Raw genomic sequence first — 24,976 nt, forward strand, 5'->3', positions numbered from 1 at the left:
GGTGGCTCAGGTCAAACGTATCCGTCGTAACGTCAGCGGTATCATCCTGCTCGACAAGCCGTTGGGGTTTACCTCCAACGCGGCGTTGCAGAAGGTTCGCTGGCTGCTCAATGCCGAGAAGGCCGGGCACACCGGTAGTCTCGATCCTCTGGCCACCGGCGTGCTGCCGCTGTGCTTCGGCGAGGCGACCAAGTTTTCCCAATACCTGCTCGACTCCGACAAGGGTTATGAAACCGTCGCCCAGCTAGGCAAGACCACCACCACGGCGGACGCCGAAGGTGAGGTCTTGCTGGAGCGCCCGGTGACCGTTGGTCAGGCGGATGTGGAAGCGGTATTACCCGGATTTCGTGGGAAAATCAGTCAGATACCGCCGATGTACTCTGCCCTCAAGCGTGATGGCCAGCCACTGTACAAGCTAGCTCGCGCCGGCGAAGTAGTGGAGCGTGAACCGCGTTCTGTTACTATTGCGCGCTTGGAATTGCTCGCCTTTGACGGTAATACTGCGCGGCTTGCCGTGGATTGCAGCAAAGGCACTTATATCCGCACCCTGGTGGAGGATATCGGTGAGCAGCTCGGCTGTGGCGCGTACGTGGCAGAATTGCGACGGACCCAGGCCGGGCCATTCACCTTGGCCCAGACGGTCACGTTGGAAGAGCTGGAAGCGGTGCATGCCGAAGGTGGTAACGAAGCGGTCGACCGTTTCCTGATGCCCTCGGACAGCGGCTTGCTGGATTGGCCGTTACTGCAATTCTCCGAACACAGCGCGTTCTACTGGCTCAATGGCCAGCCAGTACGTGCCCCGGATGCACCGAAGTTCGGTATGGTCCGGGTGCAGGATCACAACGGTCGCTTCATCGGTATCGGTGAAGTGAGCGAAGACGGGCGCATTGCGCCGCGTCGACTGATTCGGTCGGAATGACCGGAACCAGCCTGCGTAACAACAGGTTGGCGAGTGTGGCTGTTAACAGGCACGGTCACTACTCATTTATAGATACAGGGATTTGTCCCTGGCCTGTTGAAGCTGTTTCTTTGAAACAGTTTCCTGACTAAAAAGGATTGCCTCATGGCTCTCGACGTTCAAGAAAAAGCTCAAATCGTAGCTGACTACCAGCAAGCTGTTGGTGACACTGGTTCGCCAGAAGTGCAAGTTGCACTGCTGACCCACAACATCAACAAGCTGCAAGGTCACTTCAAGGCCAACGGTAAAGATCACCACTCCCGTCGTGGTCTGATCCGCATGGTAAACCAGCGTCGCAAGCTGCTGGACTACCTGAAAGGCAAGGATCTGGGTCGTTATCAGACTCTGATCGGTCGCCTGGGTCTGCGTCGCTAATCAGCGATTGCGCTAGAGGTTGGTGGTCTGTCGTACGTCAGTGGGTTTCCCGCTGGCGCATGGCAGGCTCCCAGCCTCAAGTTTTATCTGGATACACGTTTTACCCTGGACAGGCGTCGGGCCGACTCCCGCCATTGCCCAAGAATTTCGCAAGAAGACAAGTTCCCCAAGAGCCACAAAGAAGGTAGGACACCGTGAACCCGGTAATCAAAAAATTCCAATTCGGTCAGTCGACCGTTACCCTCGAGACTGGCCGTATCGCCCGTCAGGCCTCCGGCGCAGTGCTGGTCACCGTTGACGACGACGTCAGCGTATTGGTGACCGTTGTCGGTGCCAAGCAAGCCGATCCAGGCAAAGGCTTCTTCCCTCTGTCTGTTCACTACCAGGAAAAGACTTACGCTGCCGGTAAGATCCCTGGCGGTTTCTTCAAGCGCGAAGGCCGTCCTTCCGAGAAAGAAACCCTGACTTCCCGACTGATCGACCGTCCGATCCGTCCGCTTTTCCCTGAAGGCTTCATGAACGAAGTGCAGGTTGTCTGCACCGTCGTCTCCACCAGCAAGAAAACCGATCCGGACATCGCTGCGATGATCGGTACCTCGGCTGCCCTGGCGATCTCCGGCATTCCTTTCGATGGTCCGATCGGCGCTGCCCGCGTCGCGTTCCACGAGAGCACCGGCTACCTGCTGAACCCGACCTACGAACAGTTGAAGGCGTCGAGCCTGGACATGGTCGTGGCCGGTACTTCCGAAGCCGTGCTGATGGTTGAATCCGAAGCCAAGGAGCTGACCGAAGACCAGATGCTGGGCGCCGTGCTGTTCGCCCACGACGAGTTCCAGGTGGTGATCAACGCCGTCAAGGAGCTCGCTGCCGAAGCCGCCAAGCCAACCTGGACCTGGGCTCCACAGCCAGAAGCCACCGAGCTGCTGGGCGCGATCCGTGCCGAGTTCGGCGAAGCGATCTCCCAGGCCTACACCATCACCATCAAGGCCGACCGTTATGCGCGCCTGGGTGAGCTGAAAGACCAGGTCGTTGCCAAGCTGTCCGGCGAAGAAGGCCAGCCATCGGCCAGCGACGTCAAGGCTGCATTCGGTGAAATCGAATACCGCACCGTTCGCGAAAACATCGTCAACGGCAAGCCACGTATCGACGGTCGCGACACCCGCACTGTACGTCCGCTGAACATCGAAGTCGGCGTCCTGCCGAAGACCCACGGTTCGGCCCTGTTCACCCGTGGCGAAACCCAGGCGCTGGTCGTTGCAACACTGGGCACAGCCCGTGACGCGCAACTGCTCGACACCCTGGAAGGCGAAAAGAAAGACCCGTTCATGCTGCACTACAACTTCCCTCCGTTCTCGGTGGGCGAGTGTGGTCGCATGGGTGGCGCCGGTCGTCGCGAAATCGGTCACGGCCGTCTGGCCCGTCGTTCGGTCCAGGCCATGTTGCCAGCCGCTGACGTGTTCCCGTACACCATTCGCGTGGTTTCGGAAATCACCGAGTCCAACGGTTCGAGCTCGATGGCTTCGGTCTGCGGCGCTTCCCTGGCCCTGATGGACGCCGGTGTGCCGATGAAGGCGCCGGTTGCCGGTATCGCCATGGGTCTGGTTAAGGAAGGCGAGAAATTCGCGGTCCTGACCGACATCCTGGGTGACGAAGACCACCTGGGCGACATGGACTTCAAAGTGGCCGGTACCGCCAAGGGCGTCACCGCACTGCAGATGGACATCAAGATCAAGGGCATCACCGAAGAGATCATGGAAATCGCCCTGGGCCAAGCCCTGGAAGCGCGCCTGAACATCCTCGGCCAGATGAACCAGATCATTGGTCAGTCCCGTACCGAGCTGTCGGAAAATGCTCCGACCATGATCGCGATGAAAATCGACACCGACAAAATCCGTGATGTCATCGGTAAAGGCGGCGCGACCATTCGTGCGATCTGTGAAGAAACCAAGGCCTCGATCGATATCGAAGACGACGGTTCGATCAAGATCTTCGGCGAAACCAAGGAAGCGGCAGAAGCAGCACGCCAGCGTGTCCTGGGCATTACCGCAGAAGCCGAGATCGGCAAGATCTACGTCGGCAAGGTTGAGCGCATCGTCGACTTCGGCGCGTTCGTCAACATCCTGCCGGGCAAGGACGGTCTGGTTCACATCTCCATGCTGAGCGATGCTCGCGTCGAGAAAGTGACCGACATCCTCAAGGAAGGCCAGGAAGTGGAAGTGCTGGTTCTGGACGTGGACAACCGCGGCCGTATCAAGCTGTCCATCAAGGACGTCGCAGCAGCCAAGGCGTCGGGCGTTTAATCACCCCTTCGCTTAGCCGCTGAAACAAGCAAACGCCCCGACTGGTTCGGGGCGTTTTGCTGTGTGCGCAAAAATCATTTGTCACAGGTTGCCTGCCCTCTGGCTCAATGCTAGGTTTAGCCCCACGCCCGTGTAGCTCAGTCGGTAGAGCAGCGCACTCGTAACGCGAAGGTCGCAGGTTCGATTCCTGTCTCGGGCAAAAAGCTTTTTTTCCCGCGATTTTATACGTGGTGCTGTAGGTACTCGTTCAGCGCTTGGCGTGTCAGATCATTCAACGATACATTTTGGCGGGTTGCCGCCAAAGCGGCTGCTAGATGAAGATCGTGACCGATACGAACATTGAACGATCCTTTGCACGGGATTTCCGGCTTCTGCCCTAGCTGCTGACAGGTTTGTAGATAGTCATCTACCGCCTCGCGGAAAGCTGTTTCCAATTCAGCTACCGTTTGTCCCTCATAACTCACCAGCGCTCTAATGAATAGAAGCTTTCCAAACAGGCATTTGTCCTCGGTGCTTGCTTCAATTGAGCCGACATAGCCTTTGTATTGCAGCTGGGAGTTCATGTAATCAGGCCTCCTGTTTTCAATTGCTCAATAACCTGGCGTCTCACATACGCTTTGAGCTCGTTTCCGGGATGCGGCTTGTGCAGGTTGATCATTGCGCTCGGGTCTCCTTTGTCGAATTTGACCCTACTGCCCGATCCTTCTAATGGGGAGTAGCCAAGCCGACATAACAGGGTGACAAGCTCCGACCAAGTGAATGTGCTTTGCCCGTTGAGTAGCTTTGCAAGAAGTTTTTCATTTTTTGACATGAATGCCTTTTGGTGCAACTGAATATAGTTGCATGTCATTGGACGGTCAATGTGAACGCCTCCGCTCGTTGAAACCTCAATGATGAAGGTGGAAATTTAAAGGGCGAATTGCACGCATGGAACCGAGAAACTGTAACCACGCACGTACGCGCCCTCCTTTTATTCCGGTTGTTGCACTGGCTTGCGTCTCTGTTAGGATTCCCCAGTCCCAAAAATAAATGCCGTTGTTTTCAGATGATCCCCGAATGGTTCTGAAGGCCAGATAAACCGGGCGTTACACGGTTTTTTGCGTCAGAGAGATCCTTGATGATCCAGATCCATCTTCCATTCCCAGATCAGCGAGAACGCCATGACCGCTAAAGAATTGTCCCAGGAAGCCAGGCACGAAGAAGCCCTGGAAAAGTATCTTAAAGACACGCCGCAATTGCGGGATGAGATCAAGGACTTGTCCGCCGATGACCAGAAAGACCAGATCCAGTGGGCATTCGAGGATGAGGCCGAGGCCCAGGGGCTGCAGCCTTGGGAGTTGACGCTCAAGTACACCAGCACACCGGAAGAGTTCGAGGAGCAACGCCTTGTCTTGCACAAGGAAGCGGCGGAGGTACTGGGTGTGGATTGGGATGAGTACTGCGAGATGAATAATCTCGTCGTTTAAGCCTTAAGCCTTAAGCCTTAAGCCTTAAGCCTTAAGCCTCAAGCTGCAAGCTGCAAGCCAAGCGCTGAACCGCTTGAAGCTTGAAGCTTGAAGCTTGCCGCTTGCCGCTTGCCGCTTGCCGCTCGAAGCGGCTCAGAGACTGAGCCGCATCGAAAGATCCACGGCTTTCACGTCCTTGGTCAACGCGCCAATCGAGATGTAGTCCACGCCGGTCTCGGCAATCGGGCGCAACGTGTTTTCGTTGATCCCGCCGCTGGCTTCCAGTTTCGCCTTGCCGCCGTTCAGGCGCACGGCTTCGCGCATATCGTCCAGGCTCAGTTCATCGAGCATGATGATGTCGGCCTCGGCCGCCAGCGCCTCTTTCAGTTCCGCCAGGCTTTCGACTTCGATTTCCACCGGCTTGCCCGGCGCGATCTTGTGGGCGGCGTTGATGGCCTGCGCGATTCCGCCGCAGGCGGCGATATGATTTTCCTTTATCAGGAAGGCGTCGTAGAGGCCGATGCGGTGGTTATGGCAGCCACCGCAGGTGATCGCATATTTCTGGGCCAGCCGCAGCCCTGGAAGCGTTTTGCGGGTATCGAGCAGCTTGACCTGTGTGTCGGCGACGAAATCCGCCAGGTAACGAGCCCGAGTGGCGACGCCCGATAGCAGCTGCAGAAAATTCAGCGCGCTACGTTCACCGGTCAGCAACGAACGGGCCGGGCCTTCGAGGTGGAACAGTGCCTGGTCAGGGTTCACCCGGTCGCCGTCGCGGACTTGCCAATGCACCGCGACGCGGGCGTCCAATTGCCGAAACACCGCATCGACCCAGGCCGTGCCACTGATGATCGCGGCATCTCGAGTGATGATGGTGGCCTTGGCCAGGCGTTCGGTGGGGATCAGTTGCGCGGTGATGTCGCCACTGCCGATGTCTTCGAGCAACGCGCGGCGCACATTGGCTTCGATTTCGGCGGTCAGGTCGGCGAGACGTAGATTCGGCATAGCGGGCTCCACAAACAAAGTGGCCCGATTATATCTACTTGGGACTGATTGGCTTGTATTTGGTCGCGTCCTTGCAACATTTACCCATTTTGCCGGTCACTTATTGCGATCTATTTGAGCTTGGTCACAGAGCGCCGCTGGTGTGACTGACGTCTTTTACCCGATAATCCGCCTTTCGATTGACGTCATGACTTTGACGTCGCGAACCGAACATGCCGTTTTCAGGAGGCCAGGATGCACAATGACGGGAATGTGGTGCCTCTGCACAAGGTGCCTAACGACCAGGCGACTCGCTCGCCGCTCGCCCGCCTGCCTGTGATTCTGCTTCAGGTTCGCGACAAGGCTGCACAGCAGTTGCGCCTTGGCTTGCAGGGGTTGTTCGATAACGCCGATGACACACTGTTCGAAATGTCCGATCGGGCGCGCAACGATGTTGAGCAGAATCTCTATTTCGAGGCCATGCGCGACTTGCGGCTTAAACGCAAAAGTATCGAGCGCGAATTTATCGAGCAGTTTTTCGAGGCGTTCGTCAGCCTTGCCCAATACGACCTCACCCAGGCAACGCTGGCGCCGGTGCTGGGAGCGATCCCGAGCCAGCCAAACCATGACGAGCTGGAGCGTCGCCTGGCGGTGGAAACCATGGTCGCGCGGGTGCTCAGTCGCGATGGCGTTTCGCTGGATCAACTCACGGCCCGGCTCAGTGCGTTGCTGGCCCGGCCGTTGGCCAACCAGCAGAACCCCTTGAGCCCGGCATTGCTGTGCGAGCATTTTCTCCAGGCCGGGCGCAACCTGGGTGTGGGGATCAAGGTCAAGTTGATCCTGCTCAAACTTTTCGAACGCTATGTGCTCAGCGAATGCGACCAGCTCTACACCGAAGCCAATCAGCTGCTGGCTGCCACGGGCATCTTGCCGGATCTCAAGGCCTCTCCGTCGCGTCGGGCCTCGGATCGCGTTGAAGAGGTCTCTCTACCCAAGGCCGCTGGCGCGGCAAGGCCAAGGATCGACGACGTCGATGACAGCGTGCACGAAGTGTTCGCCGCGTTGCAGAAACTGTTGGTCCAGGTTCGTGGCAGTGTCGCGCCAACCCTGGAGGCCAGCGCGCCGGCCCAGCCAATCTCGACACGAGACCTGCTGCGACTGCTGTCTCATTTGCAGCAATATGTGCCGTCGCCTACGGTGCAGGATGATTTCGATCTGCGTAGCCAGTTGGAACAGTTGCTGACCCGGGTCAGCGTCAAGAGCGGCAAGTCCCGGGTCGTTGATGGCGCCGACGAAGACGTGATCAATCTGATCGCGATGATGTTCGAGTTCATTCTCGAAGACCATAACTTGCCGGATATCCTCAAGGCCTTGATCGGCCGACTGCAGATTCCGATGCTCAAGGTCGCGGTGCAGGACAAGAGCTTTTTCAGTCGTGGTAATCATCCGGCCCGCCGTCTGCTCAATGAAATCGCCGCTGCGGCGATGGGCTGGGGCGAATGCGACGATCATCAGCGTGATGCCCTGTACTTGCGCATCGAGCAAGTGGTGCAGCGTTTGTTGAACGATTTTGTCGACGACCCGGCGATCTTTTCCGAGGTACTGGCCGAGTTCCTGGCGTTCACCAGCGACGAGCGTCGCCGCAGTGAGTTGTTGGAACAACGTATTCGAGACGCTGAAGAGGGGCGGGCAAAGGCCGAACTGGCGCGCCAGCGAGTCGAAGGCGCGCTGAACCAGGTCATGCTGGGCAAGCTCTTGCCCCAGGCCGTGGTGGACTTTGTGCAGCAAGCCTGGAGCCAGGTGTTGCTGCTGACCGGCTTCAAGCATGGCGAGCATTCCGTTGAATGGAAGGCAGACGTGCTGACGCTCGAACAATTGGTCTGGAGTGTCCAGCACCACGAAGAGTCCGATGCGGGCCTGCGTTTGCTGGCGATGGTGCCGGAATTGCTCAAGGCCTTGCGCGAGGGCTTGAGCCGCTCGGCGTTTGACCCCTTCGCCACCAGCGAATTTTTCAGCGAACTGGAAGTGCTTCACGTCCAGGCCCTTCAGCGGATGGGCCAGGCTTCCGAGCAGGCTGAACCGGCCGATTCGCCGGTCATGGTCGAGGTAGCGGAGCCTATCGTCCTGCGGACTGCGCCGAAAGCGTCCATGGAGGAGACGACTGTCCGTCTGCCGGCCGACGATGTGGGCCTGCTCCAGGTCGACCAATTGCGCCTGGGAAGCTGGGTCGAATTCCAAGAGGATGAAGACAACAACCTTCGTTGCAAGCTCGCGGCGATCATCCAGGCCACCGGCAAGTTTGTCTTCGTCAACCGCACCGGCCTCAAGGTTCTGGAGCACAGCCGCACCAGCCTGGCCTTGGAATTCCGCCGGGGAGCGGCGCGGCTGTTGGACGATACCCTGCTGTTCGACCGGGCGCTGGAATCGGTTCTGGGCAATCTGCGCCAGCTCAATCGCGGCAAGTGATCGCGCAGCCGAGGCCGATCGCGGCATACTGACGGCATTCACCGTCGTCATCGAAGGAACCTGTATGCAGCTGGACCCCGCAAGCGGTTGGTGCGATGGCGCGCGTCATTGCCCATCGCCTAATTTCAATGCGCGCCCTGAGGGCGAAATCTCCCTGCTGGTGATTCACAACATCAGCTTGCCGCCGGCACAGTTCGCGACGGGCAAGGTGCAGGAATTTTTCCAGAATCGCCTGGATGTCACGGAACATCCCTATTTTGCCGGTATCGCAGACCTGCGCGTCTCCGCGCATTTCCTGATTGAACGTGACGGCGTCATCAGCCAATTTGTCTCCTGCCTGGATCGTGCCTGGCACGCGGGCGTTTCATGCTTCGAAGGGCGGGAGACGTGTAACGATTTTTCCATTGGCATCGAACTTGAAGGCACCGATGATCTGCCATTTACCGACGCACAGTATGCCGCGCTGGTGGATCTGACCCGGCAGTTACAGGCAGCGTTCAAGGCGATCACCGTGCAACGAATCTGCGGGCACAGCGACATCGCTCCGGGGCGCAAGACCGATCCGGGGCCGGCATTCGACTGGGCGCGCTATCGAGCGGCCCTGATAGAAGGGGAAGGACAATGAGTTTTCTGGTGTTGCTGCTGGCCGTCTGGATCGAGAAGTTCTCGGCCTTGCGCCAGCGGGTCCAGCGTGATGGCGGCTGGCTGGGCGAGCTGAACAAGCTGGAGGCGAGCCCACGCTGGGTCAAGCGGCCCTGGTTGGTGCTGGTGGTCATGGTCCTGCTGCCAGTGGCGCTGCTGGCACTGTTGCTATGGGTGTTGGAACCGGTGGCCTATGGGTTGCTGGCATTGCCGGTGCATCTGTTGGTGGTGATCTACAGTCTGGGACGCGGCGATCTGTTGGCTGACCTGGGTCCGTTTCGCGATGCCTGGCGCCGGGAAGACCTGCAAGCGGCCACTCATGTGGCCAAGCGCGACCTGGGCATCGATGCCGACGACGGCGAGCAGTTGCTGGAGCGGGTCCAAGGCCATTTGCTGTGGGAGGCTTACCAGAGTTTTTTCGCGGTCATTTTCTGGTACTTCCTGCTCGGCCCCGTGGCTGCGCTGAGCTATCGATTGCTGGCGCTGGCCGCCGACCACAGCCACAACCCCGAGGTGGCCGAGCGGGCGACGCAACTGCGCCATGCCTTCGACTGGGTGCCGGTACGGTTGCTGGCGGCAAGTTTCGCCCTGGTGGGCAACTTCGTAGCGGTCAGCCGCGTCATGCTGCACGAGTTGCTCAATTGGAACATCAGCGCCGCCGACCTTATCGACAAGGTGGGACTGGTGGCGGGCGAGATTCCGAAACCAGTCGCCGGCCCGGACGGCATCAACAGTCTGGATCGGCTCTGGGAACTGCTGCTGCGCGCTGCGGTGCTCTGGTACGCCGGGTTTGCGTTGTGGACGGTGTTGGCCTGATCAATGCGTACAGGGTTGTGGCCGTGCTTTTGTGGCGAGGGAGCTTGCTCCCGCTCGGCTGCGCAGCAGCCGCAATCCTGGAAAAGGCAATCTTGCTGAAGAAACCTTGGGGCCTGCTTCGCAGGCCAGCGGGAGCAAGCTCCCTCGCCACGATGGTCTGCGGCCAACCTCTCGTTAACCTTAAGTTACAAATCTCCCTGATGATTTAGGCTATACAGACGCAGTGCCCGCGTAGTGGCTTTCTGCTGCTTCTGCGTGCCCGCCCCATAAAAATAAAAAGCTACCGGGAGACTTCCTTGTGAAGAGTTTGCTCTGGCCCGCCGTTGCCCTGATGAATCGCCTGAGCTTCGGCATGAAGTTCAGCTTGATCAGCGTGCTGTTCCTGCTGCCGATGCTGGTGACCAACTTCTTTCTGGTGCGCGACTCCTATCGGGAGTTTCAGGGCACGCAAGTGGAGCTGCAAAGCCTCGACCTGCTGGGCAGCAGCCTCACCTTGCGTCGAGACCTGGAGACGCTGAACAACCTGGTGCAAATCAACGCCAGCTTGGGCCAGTCGGGCAAGGCCGGCGACGTGGAAGCGAAAATCACCGCCCTTGAGCAACAAGTGCTCTCGCGCCTGCAAAGCATGAGCGCCATGGCCGTGGAGCCAGAGCACGTCAGCGCCTTCGATGCCAAGCGCGACGAATTGATCGCCGCCTTCAAGGTCCAGCAGGCCGAAAGCTCTCTGCAAAGCAAAAGTGCCTTGATCGGTAAATTGCTCAATAACGCGCAGATGTTTGGCCAGATCATCGCCAGTCAGGCGGGCTTGAGCCGGGACAACCAGGGCGACATTCGCCAGCTCAGCGAGCTGATTATTGGCGTAACGCCCAAGGTCACTCAGATTCTGGGTGAAGGTCGCGCGTTGGGTGCTTCGTCCTTGGGGCAGGGTTTTCTCAATTCGGCGTCGAGCACCCGGTTCGACGAGTTGCTGGTACAGATCGAAAAACTCCAGGGCGAATATGACCTGAAACTGCAGGATGTCCTGGGCTCCAGCCAGGCGGCAGGGCAGACGCTGGTCGATCAGGCCGGCGGCAGCAAAAGTACGCTCAAACAGGCCGCCGAACTGATCGAAGAACAAGTGGTGATGGCGGACACGCTGGATGCGCCTTGGCCGGCGTTTTTTGAGCAGGTCAGCGGCTTGATGGAACAGACCTATCGGTTGAATGAAGCAACCCTGGGCTTTCTCGATGTGCAGTTGCAGCATCGCCTGGAGCAGAACCGCAGCCATATGGTGTTGCAAGCCGCGGCATTGGCGGTCGTTTTCCTATCGATTTTTTATCTTTACGCTGGCTTCTACGCCTCGACGCGCACCACCCTCAAACATCTGGGTGCGATGATGGATAAGGTCGCAGCAGGCGACATGACGGTCAACTTCGTGGCCCGCAGCAAAGACGAACTGGGCGAGCTGGGTGAAGTGTTCAACGGCACGGTGGCAAAGATCCATGACTTGATCGAACAAGTCGGCCGCACTGTTGCCGAGGTCGAGCGCCAGGCCGGGCAGGTGGAAGCGGTGTCGGCCCAGAGCAATCAGGCCGTTGCTGGGCAGCGCAGCCAGATCGAGCTGGTCGCCACGGCGATGAACCAGATGTCTGCCACCGCCCAGGAAGTTGCCCGCAGCGCCGCCGCGGCGGTCAGCAGCGCTCACAGCGTCAATGACGAAACCCTCAGCGGACGCGGCCTGGTGGAATCCCAGCAAGGCAGCATCGCCCAGTTGGCCAATGAGATCGATCAGTCGGTGCAGGTCATCAATCAGCTGGCGACCGACAGCCAGGCCATCAGCCGTGTGCTGGACGTGATCAAAAGCATTGCCGAGCAGACCAACCTGTTGGCGCTCAACGCCGCGATCGAAGCGGCCCGGGCCGGAGAGCAAGGACGCGGCTTCGCAGTGGTGGCCGATGAAGTGCGAACCCTGGCCAAGCGGACCCAGCAATCGACCGAAGAAATCGAAGCAATGATCAGCCGTCTTCACGGTGGCGTGGGCGCAGCGGTCAAAGCGATGGGCACCAGTCACGAGATGGCCAGCGGCACCGTCAGTCAGTCGGAAAAGGTCCAGCAGGCGCTGGACAATATCCTCGGCGCTGTCGGCATGATCGTCGACCAGAACCAACAGATCGCCGCTGCGGTGGAGCAGCAGACGGCGGTGGCCCATGACATCGACCAGAACATCGTCGAAATCAACCGCGCCGGCGAACGCACCGCCGAGGGCGCGCACCAGACTGAATACGCCAGTCGCGAACTGTCCGCCCAAGTGGTGCAGCTCAAGCAGTTGATCAATGCGTTTCGGGTGTGAAACCTAGGTCCGCCACACAGCGGGTTCACCAGTTGAACAGTTGGCAGGCGTTTGCCGTGCTGGCCTTGGCCAGTCGCTCGGGGCTGACATTCATGATCCCCGCCAGCGCCTCGCAAATCGCTGGCAAATGCGCCGGGCTGTTGCGCTGGCCGGGAAACATCGCCGGCGCCATGTCTGGTGAGTCGGTTTCCAGCACCACCGCGTCGAGCGGCAGTTTTGGCAGCACCCGGTGCATGCGCAGGGCCTGTGGCCAGGTGGCGGCGCCGCCAAGACCGAGCTTGAAACCGAGCTTGATGTACTCGCGAGCCTCTTCGAAGCTTCCGGCGAACGCGTGGATGATGCCGGCCCGCTCGGGACAGATACGTTTAAGCGTCGCGATCACGGCGGCGTGACTGCGGCGCACATGGATCAGCGCCGGCAATTGGAACTCCACGGCCAGTTCCAGCTGCGCTTCGAACAGTGCTTGCTGGCGATCACGGTCCAGGGTTTGGACGTAATAGTCCAAGCCGATTTCCCCCACCGCACACAACTGCCGATGCCCAACCAGGCGGCTCAGCCATTGGCGTAACAGGGTTAAATCTTCTTGGCGATGCTGGTCAAGGAAAACCGGATGCAGGCCCAGCGCGGCATACAAGTCCGAGTCGCTTTGCACCAGGTCCCAGACCCGCTGCCAGTTGTCCCGATGCACCCCCAGCACCACCATTTGCCGGACGCCCGAGGCGCGGCTTTCGGCCAGCAGCGCCGGACGATCCGCATCGAAATCGGGGAAATCCAGGTGAGTGTGAGTATCGATCAGTTCCATGCTTCGATCCGCGGGAGCTTTCAGCCTGGGTGGATACGCTGCTTGAACGTACGGGCAATCGCCTGTACACCGGGTTGATAGTCATTGTTTTCGATAGCTGCCAGCGCCAGCGCCAGGGCTTTTTCGGCGATCAATTGGTGCTGTTGGGACATCGCGTTGACCGGCAGCGGCAGGAAGTCCAACAGCTGCGTATCACCAAACGTGCCCAGGCGCAGCGGACGCGACTTGAGCGGGAAATCGTGCAGGGCGTCGAATACCCCTTGCAGCAGCACATAGGAGGTGGTGATCAACGCGTCGGGCAAATGCCCCAGGCGCGCGAGCATTTCGTCCATAAGCTGTCGACCGCATTCCCGACTGAAGGACTCGCCATGCTCGATCAACACCTGGCCGTCGAACCCGGCAAGCGCCTCGCGAAAACCGGCAGTCCGTTCCTGGCTGATGCTCAGTTCGGGACGGGCGCTGATCAATGCGATCTGCTGTGGATGGGTTTCCAACAGGCTGCGGGTCAGTTGCAGGCTGGCCTGGCGGTCATCGCTGATCACCGAGCAGAAATGCGTGGGTTCCATCACCCGGTCGATGGCGATGATCGGGATGCCCTTGGCCTGCAACTGGCGATAACTGTCGTCTTCGGCGGGCAGGCAACTGGCGACGATCAGCGCATCGCAGCGTCGCGCGCGGAACAGTTGCAACAGTTGGCGTTCGCTGTCGGGCGCGTCGTCGGAGCTGGCGATCAATAGCTGATAGCCTCGGGCGCGGGCGCCTTGTTCCAACAGCTTGGCGATGCGCGCGTAACTGGGGTTTTCCAGGTCCGGCAGGATGAAACCCAAGGTGCGGGTATGCCGGCTGCGCAGCCCGGCGGCCTGGGGGTTGGGCGTGAAGCCGTGTTCCTCGACCACCGCCCGCACCCGTTCGACGGTCGCGTTGCTGATGCGTTGCTGTTCGGCCTTGCCGTTGATGACGTAGCTGGCGGTGGTCACGGACACACCGGCAAGCTGGGCGATATCACTGAGTTTCAACCCGGTTTTCCTTGTTTTTTCGAGTATGCCGCGACACTGAAGGCTCATCCTACCCGATTCGCAGCGATGATCATCCTGCGAGCCGTTTCGACAAGTTGCACTTCAAGGATGAGAGATTATCGAGTAACGTGCCAATCTTTCTAGATTAAACGTTTCAGCAAGCGTATTTTCAAGGCTCTCAGGATTTTTGGCCGCACTGCCGCGATACCGCCAAAAGCCGTCCTGTCACGCTAAGCTGATTCATTCAAAACAATACCTGGCGCCCACCGGACGCCAAAAAGGAGAAAGCATGCTCGAGCTCACTCTAGAGCAGATATCCATGGCCCAGGTGGCTGTGGATAAAGACGCCGCGCTGCAATTGCTCGCCGATAAACTGGTGGCCGATGGCCTGGTCGCCGAGGGTTATCTCGCCGGCTTGCAGGCTCGCGAGGCCCAGGGCTCGACCTTTCTTGGCCAAGGTATTGCCATTCCCCACGGTACCCCGCAGACCCGCGATCTGGTGTATGCCACCGGCGTGCGCTTGCTGCAATTCCCGGACGGTGTGGATTGGGGCGATGGCCAGATCGTTTACCTGGCGATTGGCATCGCGGCCAAGTCCGACGAGCACCTGCGCCTGTTGCAACTGCTGACCCGCGCCCTCGGCGAGACCGACCTGGGCCAGGCTTTGCGCCGCGCCGGGTCCGCCGAAGCCTTGTTGAAACTGTTGCAAGGTGCGCCGCAGGAACTGGCGCTGGACGCGCAAATGATCGGTCTTGGCGTGTCGGCCGACGATTTCGAGGAACTGGTGTGGCGTGGCGCTCGCCTGTTGCGCCAGGCTGATTGCGTGAGCAACGGTTTTGCCGGTGTGTTGCAGCAGGTCGAGGCCCTGCCATTGGGCGACGGCCTGTGGTGGTTGCACAGCGAACAAACGGTCAAGCGCCCGGGCCTGGCCTTCGTCACGCCGGACAAACCCATCCGCTACCTCGGTCAGCCGCTGAGCGGATTATTCTGCCTGGCCAGCCTCGGCGAGGCCCACCAGGCCTTGCTGGAAAGACTCTGCGCGTTACTCATCGAAGGTCGCGGTCATGAGCTGGGCCGCGCCACCAGCAGCCGCAAAGTCCTGGAAGTACTCGGTGGCGAGTTGCCCGCCGACTGGCCCAGCGCACGCATCGGCCTGGCCAATGCCCACGGGTTGCACGCGCGTCCGGCGAAAATCCTCGCGCAGCTGGCGAAAAACTTCGAAGGCGAGATTCGTGTGCGCATCGTTGACGGCCAGGACAGCGCCGTGTCGGCCAAGAGCCTGAGCAAATTGCTCAGCCTGGGCGCCCGTCGCGGTCAGGTCTTGGAATTTATTGCCGAGCCGAGCATTGCCGCCGATGCGTTGCCGGCGCTGCTGGCCGCCATCGAAGAAGGCCTGGGTGAAGAGGTCGAACCGCTGCCGCCACCGAGCGCGCCGCGAGAGACGCCCATGGCTGAAATCGCCAGCGTGATGCTCGCGCCGGAACCCGGGAGCTTGATCCAGGCTGTCGCCGCCGCACCAGGTATTGCCATCGGCCCGGCTCATATTCAAGTGTTGCAGGACATCGACTACCCGCTGCGCGGCGAATCGCCGGCCATCGAGCGCGAACGGCTGCAAACAGCCCTGAGCCAGGTTCGCCGCGACATTCAAGGTTTGATAGAGCGCGCCAAGGCCAAGGCCATCCGCGAGATCTTCATCACTCACCAAGAAATGCTCGACGACCCGGAACTGACCGACGAAGTCGACACCCGCTTGAAACTCGGTGAGAGCGCGCAAGCGGCGTGGATGGGCGTGATCGAAGCAGCAGCGAAAGAACAGGAAGCCTTGCAGGACGCGTTGCTTGCCGAGCGTGCGGCCGACCTGCGGGACGTTGGCCGCAGGGTGCTGGCGCAACTGTGCGGCATCGAAACCCCGGCTGAACCCGACCAACCCTACATCTTGGTGATGGACGAAGTAGGCCCGTCCGATGTAGCCCGCCTGGACCCGGCCCGCGTGGCGGGGATTCTCACCGCCCGCGGCGGCGCCACGGCCCACAGTGCCATTGTCGCCCGTGCGCTGGGCATCCCGGCGCTGGTCGGCGCTGGGGCGGCGGTGTTGTTGCTGGCGCCGGGCACCTCCTTGCTGCTGGACGGCCAGCGCGGTCGCCTGCATGTCGACCCGGATGCCGCCACGCTGCAACGGGCCGCCGAAGAGCGCGACACCCGCGAGCAGCGCCTCAAGGTCGCCGCCGAGCAGCGGCATCAGCTGGCGGTGACCCGTGACGGTCACGCGGTGGAGGTGTTTGCCAACATCGGCGAAAGCGCCGGCGTTACCAGCGCGGTGGAGCAGGGCGCCGAAGGCATCGGCCTGTTGCGTACCGAGCTGATTTTCATGGCCCACAACGAGGCTCCGGACGAAGCGACCCAGGAAGCCGAATACCGCAAGGTGCTCGACGGCTTGGCCGGTCGGCCGCTGGTGGTGCGCACCCTCGACGTCGGCGGAGACAAGCCGCTGCCATACTGGCCCATCGCAAAAGAAGAAAACCCCTTCCTCGGCGTGCGTGGCATTCGCCTGACCCTGCAGCGTCCACAGATCATGGAAGCGCAGCTGCGCGCGTTGTTGCGTTCGGCTGACAACCGTCCACTGCGGATCATGTTTCCCATGGTTGGCAGCGTCGATGAATGGCGCCAGGCCCGGGACATGACCGAGCGTCTGCGCCTGGAAATTCCCGTGGCGGACTTGCAGCTGGGGATCATGATCGAAGTGCCGTCCGCCGCGCTGCTGGCGCCAGTGTTCGCCAAGGAAGTCGATTTCTTCAGTGTCGGCACCAATGACCTGACCCAGTACACCCTGGCGATCGACCGCGGTCACCCGACCTTGTCGGCCCAGGCCGATGGCTTGCACCCGGGGGTGCTGCAATTGATCGATATCACCGTGCGGGCCGCCCATGCCCATGGCAAATGGGTGGGCGTATGCGGTGAGCTGGCCGCGGACCCGCTGGCGGTGCCGGTGCTGGTGGGCCTGGGCGTGGACGAACTGAGCGTGTCGGCCCGCAGCATTGCCGAGGTGAAGGCGCGGGTTCGCGAGCTGAGCCTGGCGCAAGTACAAATCCTGGCCCAAGCGGCACTAGCCGTGGGCAGCGCCGATGACGTGCGCGCATTAGTGGAGGCGCTGTAATGGCGAAGATTCTTACCCTGACCCTCAACCCGGCGCTCGACCTCACGGTGGAGTTGGCGCGCCTGGAACCGGGCCAGGTCAACCGCAGCGACGCCATGCACGCCCACGCCGCCGGCAAGGGTGTGAACGTGGCCCAGGTGTTGGCTGATCTCGGTCACACCCTGACGGTCAGCGGCTTTCTCGGCGAGGACAACGCCCAGGTGTTCGAGACGTTGTTCGCCCAGCGGGGCTTTTTCGATGCCTTTATCCGCGTCCCCGGCGAAACCCGCAGCAACATCAAACTGGCCGAACGGGACGGACGCATCACCGATCTCAACGGCCCGGGGCCGGTGGTCGATGAAGCCGCGCAGCAAGCGTTGTTGGCGCTCCTTGAGCAAATTGCCCCCGGCCACGATGTGGTGGTCGTGGCGGGCAGCTTGCCCCGTGGCGTCAGCCCGCAATGGTTGCAGGCGTTGATTGCGCGCTTGAAACAACTTGGCCTGAATGTGGCCCTCGACACCAGTGGCGAGGCCTTGCGCGTGGCCTTGGCGGCTGGGCCTTGGCTGATCAAGCCGAACACCGAGGAACTGGCCGATGCGCTGGGCTGCGAGGTGGTCACGGAATTGGCTCAAGCCCAAGCGGCCGAGCGGCTGCATGCCCAGGGCATCGAGCACGTGGTGATTTCCCACGGCGCTGACGGGGTCAATTGGTTCAGTGTCGGCGCGGCGCTGCACGCCTCGCCGCCCAAGGTCAGCGTCGCCAGCACCGTGGGCGCCGGGGATTCGTTGCTCGCCGGAATGCTGCATGGGTTGCTCAGCGCCGACACCCCGGAGCAGACCCTGCGCACTGCCACGGCCATCGCCGCCATGGCGGTCACCCAGATCGGTTTTGGCATCCATGACACCGGGTTGCTGGCGTCGCTTGAACAGGGCGTGCGCGTGCGCCCCCTGACAGAACAATAAGAGGGTTCGCAAGATGAAATTAGCCATTGTGACGGCCTGTCCGAACGGCATGGTCACCAGTGTGTTGTGCGCCCGCCTGCTGGATGCGGCAGCCCAGCGCCACGGCTGGAGCACCAGCGTCGAAGTCCATGACGCGGCCCATCCGGAGCGTCAATTGTCAGCCGCCACCCTGGAAGCGGCCGAGTGGGTGTTGCTGGTCGCCAGCGGCCCGGTGGACTTGTCGCGGTTCGTCGGCAAGCGCGTGTTCCGCAGCACGCCAGCCGTGGCCCTGCAAGACGTTGATGCGGTGCTGCGTCGCGGCGCCGAAGAGGCCCAGGTGCTGGCCGAAGCCGACTTGCCCGCCGAGGAACCGCCGGCGTCGACGGAGCGTGCCCCGCGCCTGGTGGCGATCACCGCTTGCCCGACCGGCGTTGCCCATACTTTCATGGCCGCCGAAGCCTTGCAGCAGGCCGCCGCCCGTTTGGGCTACGATCTGCAAGTGGAAACCCAAGGCTCGGTGGGCGCGCGTAATCCCCTCAGCGCCGAGGCAATCGCCGAGGCCGATGTGGTGTTGCTGGCGACTGACATTGAGGTCGCCACAGAGCGTTTTGCCGGCAAGAAAATCTACCGTTGTGGCACCGGCATCGCTTTGAAACAGGCCGAAGCCACGTTGAAAAAAGCCTTGGTCGAAGGGCAACAGGAAAGCGCGGCGAGCGGCGCTTCCGGCGGTCCGGCGAAGGCGGAAAAAAGCGGGGTCTACAAGCATCTGCTGACGGGCGTTTCGTTCATGCTGCCGATGGTGGTGGCCGGTGGTTTGATGATCGCCTTGTCGTTCGTGTTCGGCATCGAGGCCTTCAAGGAACCAGGCACCCTCGCGGCGGCGCTGATGCAGATCGGCGGCGACACCGCCTTCAAACTGATGGTGCCGCTGCTGGCGGGCTACATCGCCTACTCCATTGCCGACCGGCCGGGCCTGGCGCCAGGGATGATCGGCGGGATGCTGGCAAGCACCCTCGGCGCTGGCTTCATTGGCGGGATCATCGCCGGTTTCCTGGCGGGTTATGCGGCCAAGGCGATCAACCGCTACGCGCGCCTGCCCCAGAGCCTGGAAGCGCTCAAGCCGATCCTGATCATTCCGTTGCTGGCGAGCCTGTTCACCGGCCTGGTAATGATCTACATCGTCGGCAAACCAGTGGCGGGCATGCTTGAAGGCCTGACGCACTTCCTCGACAGCATGGGCACCACCAACGCGATCCTCTTGGGCGTGCTGCTGGGGGCGATGATGTGCGTCGATCTTGGCGGGCCGATCAACAAGGCTGCCTATGCGTTTTCGGTGGGGTTGCTGGCGTCGCAAAGTTACGCCCCGATGGCCGCGACCATGGCCGCCGGCATGGTGCCGCCGATTGGCTTGGGCATCGCCACGTTCATCGCCCGCCGCAAGTTCGCCAAGACCGAGCGCGAGGCCGGCAAGGCGGCGTTAGTGCTGGGGCTGTGCTTCATTTCCGAAGGCGCCATTCCGTTCGCCGCCAAGGATCCGCTGCGGGTGATCCCGGCCAGCCTCGCCGGTGGCGCGCTGACCGGTGCGCTGTCGATGTATTTCGGCTGCAAGCTCATGGCGCCCCACGGTGGGTTGTTCGTGATGCTGATCCCCAACGCCATCAACCATGCGTTGCTGTACTTGCTGGCGATTGTCGCGGGCAGTCTGGTGACGGCGGTGGCGTACGCGCTGCTCAAGCGGCCGGAAGTGGTGGAAATGGCGCTGGAGCCGGCCAAGGCCTGAGCCAACCACCCTCGTGGGGGCGGGCAAGCCGCTCCCCGTCACCGCACACCTGTCACATCCGATTCACACAGCCATGCTTAAGTTTTTCCATTTGGGAGAAACATCATGAGCGAATTCGACCTGGGCCGTCGCCGAGTGATGCAAGCCGTGGGCGCGGGGTTGTTGTTGCCCGGATTGGCGCCGGCGGTGATAGCGTCGGTCAAGGATCGACCATTACTCACCGACGGCGTGCAGTCCGGCGACTTGCAGGGCGACCGGGCGATGATCTGGAGTCGCAGCGATCGTGCGTCGCGGATGGTGGTGGAATGGGACACCCGTAGCCATTTTTCCAATCCCCGACGCTTTGTCTCGCCGCTGGCTGACAGTCGCAGCGATTTCACCGCCCGGGTCGAACTCAACGGCCTGCCGCCCGACCAGGCGATTTTCTATCGCGTGCATTTCGAAGACGCCCAAAGCGGCGTGGCCAGCGAGCCCTGGCTCGGACATTTGCGCAGCGTGCCGCAGCTCAAGCGCAACATCCGTTTTGTCTGGAGCGGCGATACCGTCGGCCAGGGCTTCGGCATCAACCCGGACATCGGTGGCATGCGCATCTACGAAGCCATGCGCCTGCGCCTGCCGGATTTTTTTATCCACAGCGGCGACACCATTTACGCCGATGGCCCGGTGCCTGCGCAGCTTACCACCGAGGGCGGGCGTATCTGGCGCAACCTCACCACCGAGGCCAAGAGCAAGGTGGCCGAGACGCTGGACGAGTATCGCGGCAACTACCGCTACAACCTGATGGACGAAAATGTGCGCCGCTTCAACGCCGAAGTGCCGCAGATCTGGCAGTGGGACGATCACGAGGTGGTCAATAACTGGTCGCCCGGCAAGCAACTGGACGAGCGCTACCAGACAAAAGATATCCACAGCCTGGTAGATCGCGCGCGGCAGGCGTGGCTGGAATACGCGCCGATGCGCTTGCAAAAAGGCGATGGCGCAGCACGTATCTACCGCAAGCTCGGTTATGGGCCGATGCTGGATGTATTTGTACTGGACATGCGCAGCTACCGTGAAGCCAATGATGCCAATCTCGGCGCGGCCAAACCTTTTCTCGGACGTGAGCAACTGGATTGGCTCAAGCGCGAATTGAAGCAATCCCGGGCGCAGTGGAAAGTCATCGCCGCCGACATGCCCATCGGCCTCGGCGTACCCGACGGCGAGGTCAGCCCCGGCGTGCCGCGCTGGGAAGCGGTCGCCAACGGTGACCCAGGCGCTGCCCAGGGGCGCGAGGTGGAAGTCGCCGAGTTGCTCGGCTACTTGCGCAAGCATCAGGTGCGCAATTACGTCTGGCTCACCGCCGATGTCCATTATTGCGCCGCCCATCACTACCACCCCGAACACGCCGCGTTCCAGGATTTCGAACCGTTCTGGGAGTTTGTCGCGGGGCCGCTGAATGCCGGCAGTTTCGGGCCTAACGCCTTGGACAAGACCTTCGGCCCTGAAGTGGTTTTCCAGAAAGCTCCGCCGGCCCAGAACACTTCGCCGTTTGCGGGGTATCAGTTTTTCGGCGAGGTGAACATCGACGGGCAGAGCGGGGAGCTGAGCGTGGTGTTGCGGGATCTGGAAGGGACGGCGGTGTTCGAGAAGAAGTTGCAGCCGGTTTGAGTTGAGCGGCCTGATCGTTCCCGCGCGTAACGAGGGAACGATCAGAAGAGGGCGGGCTGTCAGTAGACATCCCTTCGATAACGTCGCTGCTCGATCAGCCGTTCCACTTCCTCGCGCCCCAGCATCAGGTTGAGCACGTGATCCACCCCCGAGGCCATCCCTTTCAGGCTGCCGCACACGTAGATCACCGCGCCGCCGGCCAGCCATTCCTTGAGCAGTGCCGCCGATTCCAGCAGGCGGTCCTGAACGTAGATTTTCCGTTCCTGATCCCGTGAGAACGCCAGGTCCAGGCGTTCCAGATCGCCGGAGGTTACCCATTCCTGCAGCTCATCGCGGCAGTGGAAATCGTGCTCGCGGTTGCGCTCGCCAAACAACAGCCAGTTGCGCTGCATGCCTTCGGCGACGCGGGCCTTGAGCAAGCTGCGCAGGCCGGCCAGGCCGGTGCCGTTGCCCAGCAGAATCATCGGCACGCCTTGGGGCGGCAAATGGAAGCTGCTGTTGCGGCGTACCCGCAAGCTGATGGCGCGGCCCAACGGTGCATGTTCGGTGAGCCAGCCGGAGCCTACGCCCAGGCTGCCGTCGGCATGACACTCCTGGCGTACGATCAGCTCCAGTACACCGTCGGCCGGGATCGATGCGATGGAGTATTCGCGCATGCCGAGGGGCGCCAAGGCGTCCACCAGGGCTTGGGCGTGCAGGCCCACCAGATGGGTGCGATTTTCCGGCAATTGGCGCGTCGCGAGGGCTTGCTCGAGCGTCTGCTGCAAACCATCGACCTGCACCCGAGCGACCCCGGCGATGCCCAGGCCATCGAGGAAATGTTCGATGGCCCACGGGGCGTTGCGTGGCAGGATTTCCACCAGGTCGCCGGCCAGCCAACTGCTCGGGCCGGGTGCGGTAAGGCCCAGCAGGTAGACGCCCGAACCGCTGCTGTCGGGATTGAGCAGGGTGCGTTGGCTCAGCGTCCAGTGCTCGAAGCTCGGTGCCTGCCAGGCATCCGCCGGCGCCTGGCCGGTCAATTCGGCCAGTTGCTGTTGCCAATGACGCAAGGCGTAAGGGTCGCCGCTGTCGACTTCTACCGGCGCGAACAACGTCTTGCCGCCGTGTTCCGCCAGCCAGGCGTGCAGGCGCCGGGCGAAGCCGCAGAAGTTTTCATATTGCCGGTCGCCCAGGCCCAGCACCGAGTACTGCAGGCTTTCCAGGCTCATGGCGCGGCCCAGCACCTTGCGCTCGAAGCCGCGAGCGCTGTCGGGGCCCTCGCCGTCGCCAAACGTACTGACCACGAACAGGGCACGGGTGGAGGTGCTCAGGTCCTGCTCGCTGACGCCGGCCAGCGGCCGCACCTTCACCGGCAACCCGGCGGCCTGCAGTTGGCCGGCAGTCTGCCAGGCCAGTTGCTCGGCGAAACCGCTCTGGCTGGCGAAGCCGATCAGCCACGCCGGGGCATCGCCGGGAGGGCTGGCCAACGCTTGGCGGGCCTGCCGGACCTGGCGCTTCTTGCGCCGACGGTCCAGGTACAGCAACCAGCCGGTGATGAAAAACAGCGGCATGGTTAGCGCGGCGACCGTCACCAGGATCCGTCCAACCAGGCCGAAATAGCTGCCGACATGCAGCGCATAGATGCTGGTCAGCAGTTGCGCCTTGAGGCTCTTGTCGCTGTAGCGACTGTGACGGCTGACCACGCCGGTGGCCGGGTTGAGCATGATCTGGTTCAGCGCCCGGTCGTGGGGTGAATTCTTCAGCAGGTAGAACACCGTTGCCGGCTGACCCGCCACGGGCGGCATGCGCACGTTATAGGCGGACAGGCCGGGACCGGCGGCGCTGTAGATGCTGCTCCACATCGCCCGATAATCGGCGATCGGCGCTGGCCCGTCCGGCGCAGGGCCGGTCTTGCGCACGCGCTCCTCCTCGGGCGAATCGGACAGCAGGCGAATGACGCCTTTGTTGTACCACTCGTAGGACCAGGTCAGACCGGTCAGCGCGGCCAGGAGATAGAAGACCAGGCACCAGGTGCCCGCGACGGAATGCAGGTCCCAGTTGAAGCTACGGCCCTTCTTCGCCCAATCGAGGGTCAGCCAGGCGCGCCAGTTTTTCCACTGGCGCGGCCAGCGCAGGTACAGCCCGGATAGGCAGAAGAACACCAGGATCAGCGTGCAGGCCCCGGTGATCTGCCGGCCTACGTCGTCCAGGGTCAGGACGCGGTGCAGTCTCAGCATCAGGCCGAAGAAATCCTGGCCCACCACATCGCCCATGAACTGCGCGTTGTAGGGATTGAAGTAGCGCATCGGCCCGCGTTTCTCTCCGGGCGGCGCCGTGAAGATCGCTCGCGCGGCGTTGCCGCTGTCGGTCTCGACCCAGAGCATGGCGACGGTCTTGCCGGACGCGGCTTCAATTTGTTCCACCAGTTCGGCGGGCGGCAGGACGCCGGCCGGTTGTGTCTCGACCGTCAGCACCTGCGGGTTCAAGGCCCGCAGGATTTCATCCTGAAACGACACCACCGCCCCGGTAACGCCCATCAACGCCAGGACCAGCCCGGCACTGATGCCGAAAAACCAGTGCAACTGGAACAGGGTTTTCTTCAACACGTCGCTCGCCTTTCATTCGTTACTTGTTTATCACGGCGTGCATTATGCCGTGTGTTATCGAGAAGCATTCATAAACACACCAAAAAGCCCCGGTCATTTGCATGAGCGGGGCTTTCCAAAGCCGTCAAAGTGGATGCTGTTCAAGCCCATCGTTGGTGGACGAGGAAATGTATCCGCGGATCGAGTTTTTCCGCGTTGTGCCTCGAGCAGCAATTGATGGCGATCTCTTAGCGTTTGGAGTTCGTTATGCGTGCGCGCCGACGTCTGGCGACGCCGGTCCAGCTCAACTTGAACCTGGCGCCTGGCCCCGATCAGGTTGTCATACTTGATGGCATCCGAGACGAGGCCCAGCAGTCTACCGGCGACGTCCATACCCGCTTGGATGAGCTTGAGTTGTGTAGGGGATGGATTCATTACGGCAAGGTTGCTGGCGGTGAGGAGCAATTCCTTGATCAGCGAAAAACTGTCGGTCGACTCGGATATCCTGATTGAGGCTTTCGATGGCTTGCTGCTGTTCGAGGGCGGGGTTTTCCCGAAACGTTTCCATAGCGTTGCGCAACGAAACTATCTCATCGGTTTGCAACGAGACGGGAATCAGGGTGATGGCGCGTTTCGCAGGGTCGTAGGTGTTGCTGGTTTCCTTGCGAAGAGCGCTGAACTCCTCGACGAGGACCGGGATATGAAGATTGTTCAAAATGCTGATTTTGTAATTGAGCTCATCCAAAAAAAAGCCCGTGTAATCACGGGCCTGTTTTATTGA

General features: G+C 61.3%; 20 protein-coding genes, 1 tRNA gene and 1 pseudogene. 15 read left to right on the top strand and 7 right to left on the bottom strand.

Going from position 1 to position 24,976, the window contains the following annotated elements; genetic code table 11:
• Nucleotide 1: 1 nt before the first annotated feature.
• From truB to J3P95_RS04480, 4 genes are all read left to right on the top strand, one after another.
• Nucleotides 2-919 carry a tRNA pseudouridine(55) synthase TruB gene (gene truB, locus J3P95_RS04465; RefSeq protein WP_434561013.1) on the top strand — a complete coding sequence of 306 codons (918 nt, stop codon included), beginning with the start codon at nucleotides 2-4 and terminating at the stop codon, nucleotides 917-919.
• A gap of 144 nt (nucleotides 920-1,063) precedes the next feature.
• Nucleotides 1,064-1,333, top strand: coding sequence for a 30S ribosomal protein S15 (rpsO, locus tag J3P95_RS04470; RefSeq protein ID WP_003177875.1), 270 nt, complete (start codon nucleotides 1,064-1,066; stop codon nucleotides 1,331-1,333).
• Nucleotides 1,334-1,527: 194 nt separating this feature from the next.
• The gene (pnp, locus tag J3P95_RS04475) at nucleotides 1,528-3,633 is read left to right on the top strand and encodes a polyribonucleotide nucleotidyltransferase (RefSeq protein WP_434561015.1); all 2,106 of its coding nucleotides are present in this window, start codon (nucleotides 1,528-1,530) and stop codon (nucleotides 3,631-3,633) included.
• A 126-nt stretch (nucleotides 3,634-3,759) separates the two neighbouring features.
• Nucleotides 3,760-3,832: transfer RNA gene (locus J3P95_RS04480), tRNA-Thr, on the top strand.
• Between the two features lie 22 nt (nucleotides 3,833-3,854).
• Here J3P95_RS04480 and J3P95_RS04485 read toward each other — a convergent pair.
• Entirely contained in the window at nucleotides 3,855-4,196 is a 342-nt protein-coding gene (locus tag J3P95_RS04485) for a type II toxin-antitoxin system HicB family antitoxin (protein ID WP_434561017.1), read from the bottom strand.
• Nucleotides 4,193-4,444: a type II toxin-antitoxin system HicA family toxin gene (locus J3P95_RS04490; protein WP_434578537.1), complete on the bottom strand. Its 252-nt coding sequence runs from the start codon at nucleotides 4,442-4,444 to the stop codon at nucleotides 4,193-4,195. Before J3P95_RS04490 ends, J3P95_RS04485 begins: the two co-directional genes overlap by 4 nt.
• Nucleotides 4,445-4,793: 349 nt before the next feature.
• Between J3P95_RS04490 and J3P95_RS04495 the strand changes: the two genes are divergently transcribed.
• Nucleotides 4,794-5,099 carry a DUF6388 family protein gene (locus J3P95_RS04495; protein ID WP_434578535.1) on the top strand — a complete coding sequence of 102 codons (306 nt, stop codon included), beginning with the start codon at nucleotides 4,794-4,796 and terminating at the stop codon, nucleotides 5,097-5,099.
• A 132-nt stretch (nucleotides 5,100-5,231) separates the two neighbouring features.
• Here J3P95_RS04495 and nadC read toward each other — a convergent pair whose 3' ends face one another.
• Nucleotides 5,232-6,080, bottom strand: coding sequence for a carboxylating nicotinate-nucleotide diphosphorylase (gene nadC, locus J3P95_RS04500; RefSeq protein WP_434561023.1), 849 nt, complete (start codon nucleotides 6,078-6,080; stop codon nucleotides 5,232-5,234).
• Nucleotides 6,081-6,314: 234 nt separating this feature from the next.
• Between nadC and J3P95_RS04505 the strand changes: the two genes are divergently transcribed.
• The 5 genes and pseudogenes from J3P95_RS04505 to J3P95_RS04525 all read left to right on the top strand — a co-directional run bounded on the left by J3P95_RS04505 (nucleotide 6,315) and on the right by J3P95_RS04525 (nucleotide 12,312).
• Nucleotides 6,315-8,525, top strand: coding sequence for a DUF1631 domain-containing protein (locus J3P95_RS04505; RefSeq protein ID WP_434578534.1), 2,211 nt, complete (start codon nucleotides 6,315-6,317; stop codon nucleotides 8,523-8,525).
• 64 nt (nucleotides 8,526-8,589) lie between these two features.
• Nucleotides 8,590-9,150, top strand: a complete 561-nt coding sequence (gene ampD, locus J3P95_RS04510) for a 1,6-anhydro-N-acetylmuramyl-L-alanine amidase AmpD (protein WP_434561027.1) — start codon at nucleotides 8,590-8,592, stop codon at nucleotides 9,148-9,150.
• Nucleotides 9,147-9,983, top strand: coding sequence for a regulatory signaling modulator protein AmpE (ampE, locus tag J3P95_RS04515; RefSeq protein WP_434561029.1), 837 nt, complete (start codon nucleotides 9,147-9,149; stop codon nucleotides 9,981-9,983). The genes ampD and ampE overlap by 4 nt, the downstream gene beginning before the upstream one ends.
• Before the next feature lie 1,267 nt (nucleotides 9,984-11,250).
• A pseudogene (locus tag J3P95_RS04520) lies at nucleotides 11,251-11,454 on the top strand (HAMP domain-containing protein); the annotation flags it as partial.
• A gap of 153 nt (nucleotides 11,455-11,607) precedes the next feature.
• The gene (locus J3P95_RS04525; RefSeq protein ID WP_434626633.1) at nucleotides 11,608-12,312 is read left to right on the top strand and encodes a methyl-accepting chemotaxis protein; all 705 of its coding nucleotides are present in this window, start codon (nucleotides 11,608-11,610) and stop codon (nucleotides 12,310-12,312) included.
• Between the two features lie 25 nt (nucleotides 12,313-12,337).
• On the opposite strand, the gene J3P95_RS04530 is transcribed toward J3P95_RS04525, so the two are convergent.
• Nucleotides 12,338-13,114, bottom strand: a complete 777-nt coding sequence (locus J3P95_RS04530; protein WP_434578531.1) for a TatD family hydrolase — start codon at nucleotides 13,112-13,114, stop codon at nucleotides 12,338-12,340.
• A 20-nt stretch (nucleotides 13,115-13,134) separates the two neighbouring features.
• The gene (gene cra, locus J3P95_RS04535; protein ID WP_434561033.1) at nucleotides 13,135-14,130 is read right to left on the bottom strand and encodes a catabolite repressor/activator; all 996 of its coding nucleotides are present in this window, start codon (nucleotides 14,128-14,130) and stop codon (nucleotides 13,135-13,137) included.
• Between the two features lie 289 nt (nucleotides 14,131-14,419).
• On the opposite strand from cra, the gene ptsP reads away from it, so the two are divergent.
• From ptsP to J3P95_RS04555, 4 genes are all read left to right on the top strand, one after another.
• Nucleotides 14,420-17,284 (top strand): phosphoenolpyruvate--protein phosphotransferase, encoded by a 2,865-nt coding sequence (gene ptsP / locus J3P95_RS04540; protein ID WP_434578529.1) that lies wholly within the window; start codon nucleotides 14,420-14,422, stop codon nucleotides 17,282-17,284.
• Nucleotides 17,284-18,225, top strand: coding sequence for a 1-phosphofructokinase (gene pfkB, locus J3P95_RS04545; protein WP_434561037.1), 942 nt, complete (start codon nucleotides 17,284-17,286; stop codon nucleotides 18,223-18,225). The genes ptsP and pfkB overlap by 1 nt, the downstream gene beginning before the upstream one ends.
• A gap of 13 nt (nucleotides 18,226-18,238) precedes the next feature.
• Nucleotides 18,239-19,984, top strand: coding sequence for a PTS fructose-like transporter subunit IIB (locus J3P95_RS04550; RefSeq protein WP_434578527.1), 1,746 nt, complete (start codon nucleotides 18,239-18,241; stop codon nucleotides 19,982-19,984).
• Nucleotides 19,985-20,089: 105 nt separating this feature from the next.
• Entirely contained in the window at nucleotides 20,090-21,631 is a 1,542-nt protein-coding gene (locus J3P95_RS04555) for an alkaline phosphatase D family protein (RefSeq protein WP_434578525.1), read from the top strand.
• Between the two features lie 59 nt (nucleotides 21,632-21,690).
• On the opposite strand, the gene J3P95_RS04560 is transcribed toward J3P95_RS04555, so the two are convergent.
• On the bottom strand, nucleotides 21,691-24,216 hold the full coding sequence (locus tag J3P95_RS04560) for a PepSY domain-containing protein (RefSeq protein ID WP_434578523.1): 2,526 nt from the start codon (nucleotides 24,214-24,216) through the stop codon (nucleotides 21,691-21,693).
• 93 nt (nucleotides 24,217-24,309) lie between these two features.
• Nucleotides 24,310-24,660 carry a hypothetical protein gene (locus J3P95_RS04565; protein ID WP_434578521.1) on the bottom strand — a complete coding sequence of 117 codons (351 nt, stop codon included), beginning with the start codon at nucleotides 24,658-24,660 and terminating at the stop codon, nucleotides 24,310-24,312.
• Between the two features lie 4 nt (nucleotides 24,661-24,664).
• Between J3P95_RS04565 and J3P95_RS04570 the strand changes: the two genes are divergently transcribed.
• Nucleotides 24,665-24,976, top strand: coding sequence for a hypothetical protein (locus J3P95_RS04570; protein WP_434578519.1), 312 nt, complete (start codon nucleotides 24,665-24,667; stop codon nucleotides 24,974-24,976).

It is taken from the genome of Pseudomonas sp. Z5-35 (assembly GCF_051131945.1).
Taxonomy (GTDB): Bacteria; Pseudomonadota; Gammaproteobacteria; order Pseudomonadales; family Pseudomonadaceae; genus Aquipseudomonas; species Aquipseudomonas marvdashtae.

Excerpts from the sequence above, each read along its gene's own strand:
- J3P95_RS04555 (WP_434578525.1), top strand. The coding sequence starts at position 20,090 with ATGAGCGAATTCGACCTGGGCCGTCGCCGAGTGATGCAAGCCGTGGGC.
- J3P95_RS04530 (WP_434578531.1), bottom strand. The coding sequence starts at position 13,114 with ATGGAACTGATCGATACTCACACTCACCTGGATTTCCCCGATTTCGAT.
- J3P95_RS04550 (WP_434578527.1), top strand. The coding sequence starts at position 18,239 with ATGAAATTAGCCATTGTGACGGCCTGTCCGAACGGCATGGTCACCAGT.
- pfkB (WP_434561037.1), top strand. The coding sequence starts at position 17,284 with ATGGCGAAGATTCTTACCCTGACCCTCAACCCGGCGCTCGACCTCACG.
- J3P95_RS04525 (WP_434626633.1), top strand. The coding sequence starts at position 11,608 with ATGTCTGCCACCGCCCAGGAAGTTGCCCGCAGCGCCGCCGCGGCGGTC.
- J3P95_RS04490 (WP_434578537.1), bottom strand. The coding sequence starts at position 4,444 with ATGTCAAAAAATGAAAAACTTCTTGCAAAGCTACTCAACGGGCAAAGC.
- ptsP (WP_434578529.1), top strand. The coding sequence starts at position 14,420 with ATGCTCGAGCTCACTCTAGAGCAGATATCCATGGCCCAGGTGGCTGTG.
- nadC (WP_434561023.1), bottom strand. The coding sequence starts at position 6,080 with ATGCCGAATCTACGTCTCGCCGACCTGACCGCCGAAATCGAAGCCAAT.
- J3P95_RS04505 (WP_434578534.1), top strand. The coding sequence starts at position 6,315 with ATGCACAATGACGGGAATGTGGTGCCTCTGCACAAGGTGCCTAACGAC.
- J3P95_RS04495 (WP_434578535.1), top strand. The coding sequence starts at position 4,794 with ATGACCGCTAAAGAATTGTCCCAGGAAGCCAGGCACGAAGAAGCCCTG.
- ampE (WP_434561029.1), top strand. The coding sequence starts at position 9,147 with ATGAGTTTTCTGGTGTTGCTGCTGGCCGTCTGGATCGAGAAGTTCTCG.
- J3P95_RS04485 (WP_434561017.1), bottom strand. The coding sequence starts at position 4,196 with ATGAACTCCCAGCTGCAATACAAAGGCTATGTCGGCTCAATTGAAGCA.
- rpsO (WP_003177875.1), top strand. The coding sequence starts at position 1,064 with ATGGCTCTCGACGTTCAAGAAAAAGCTCAAATCGTAGCTGACTACCAG.
- ampD (WP_434561027.1), top strand. The coding sequence starts at position 8,590 with ATGCAGCTGGACCCCGCAAGCGGTTGGTGCGATGGCGCGCGTCATTGC.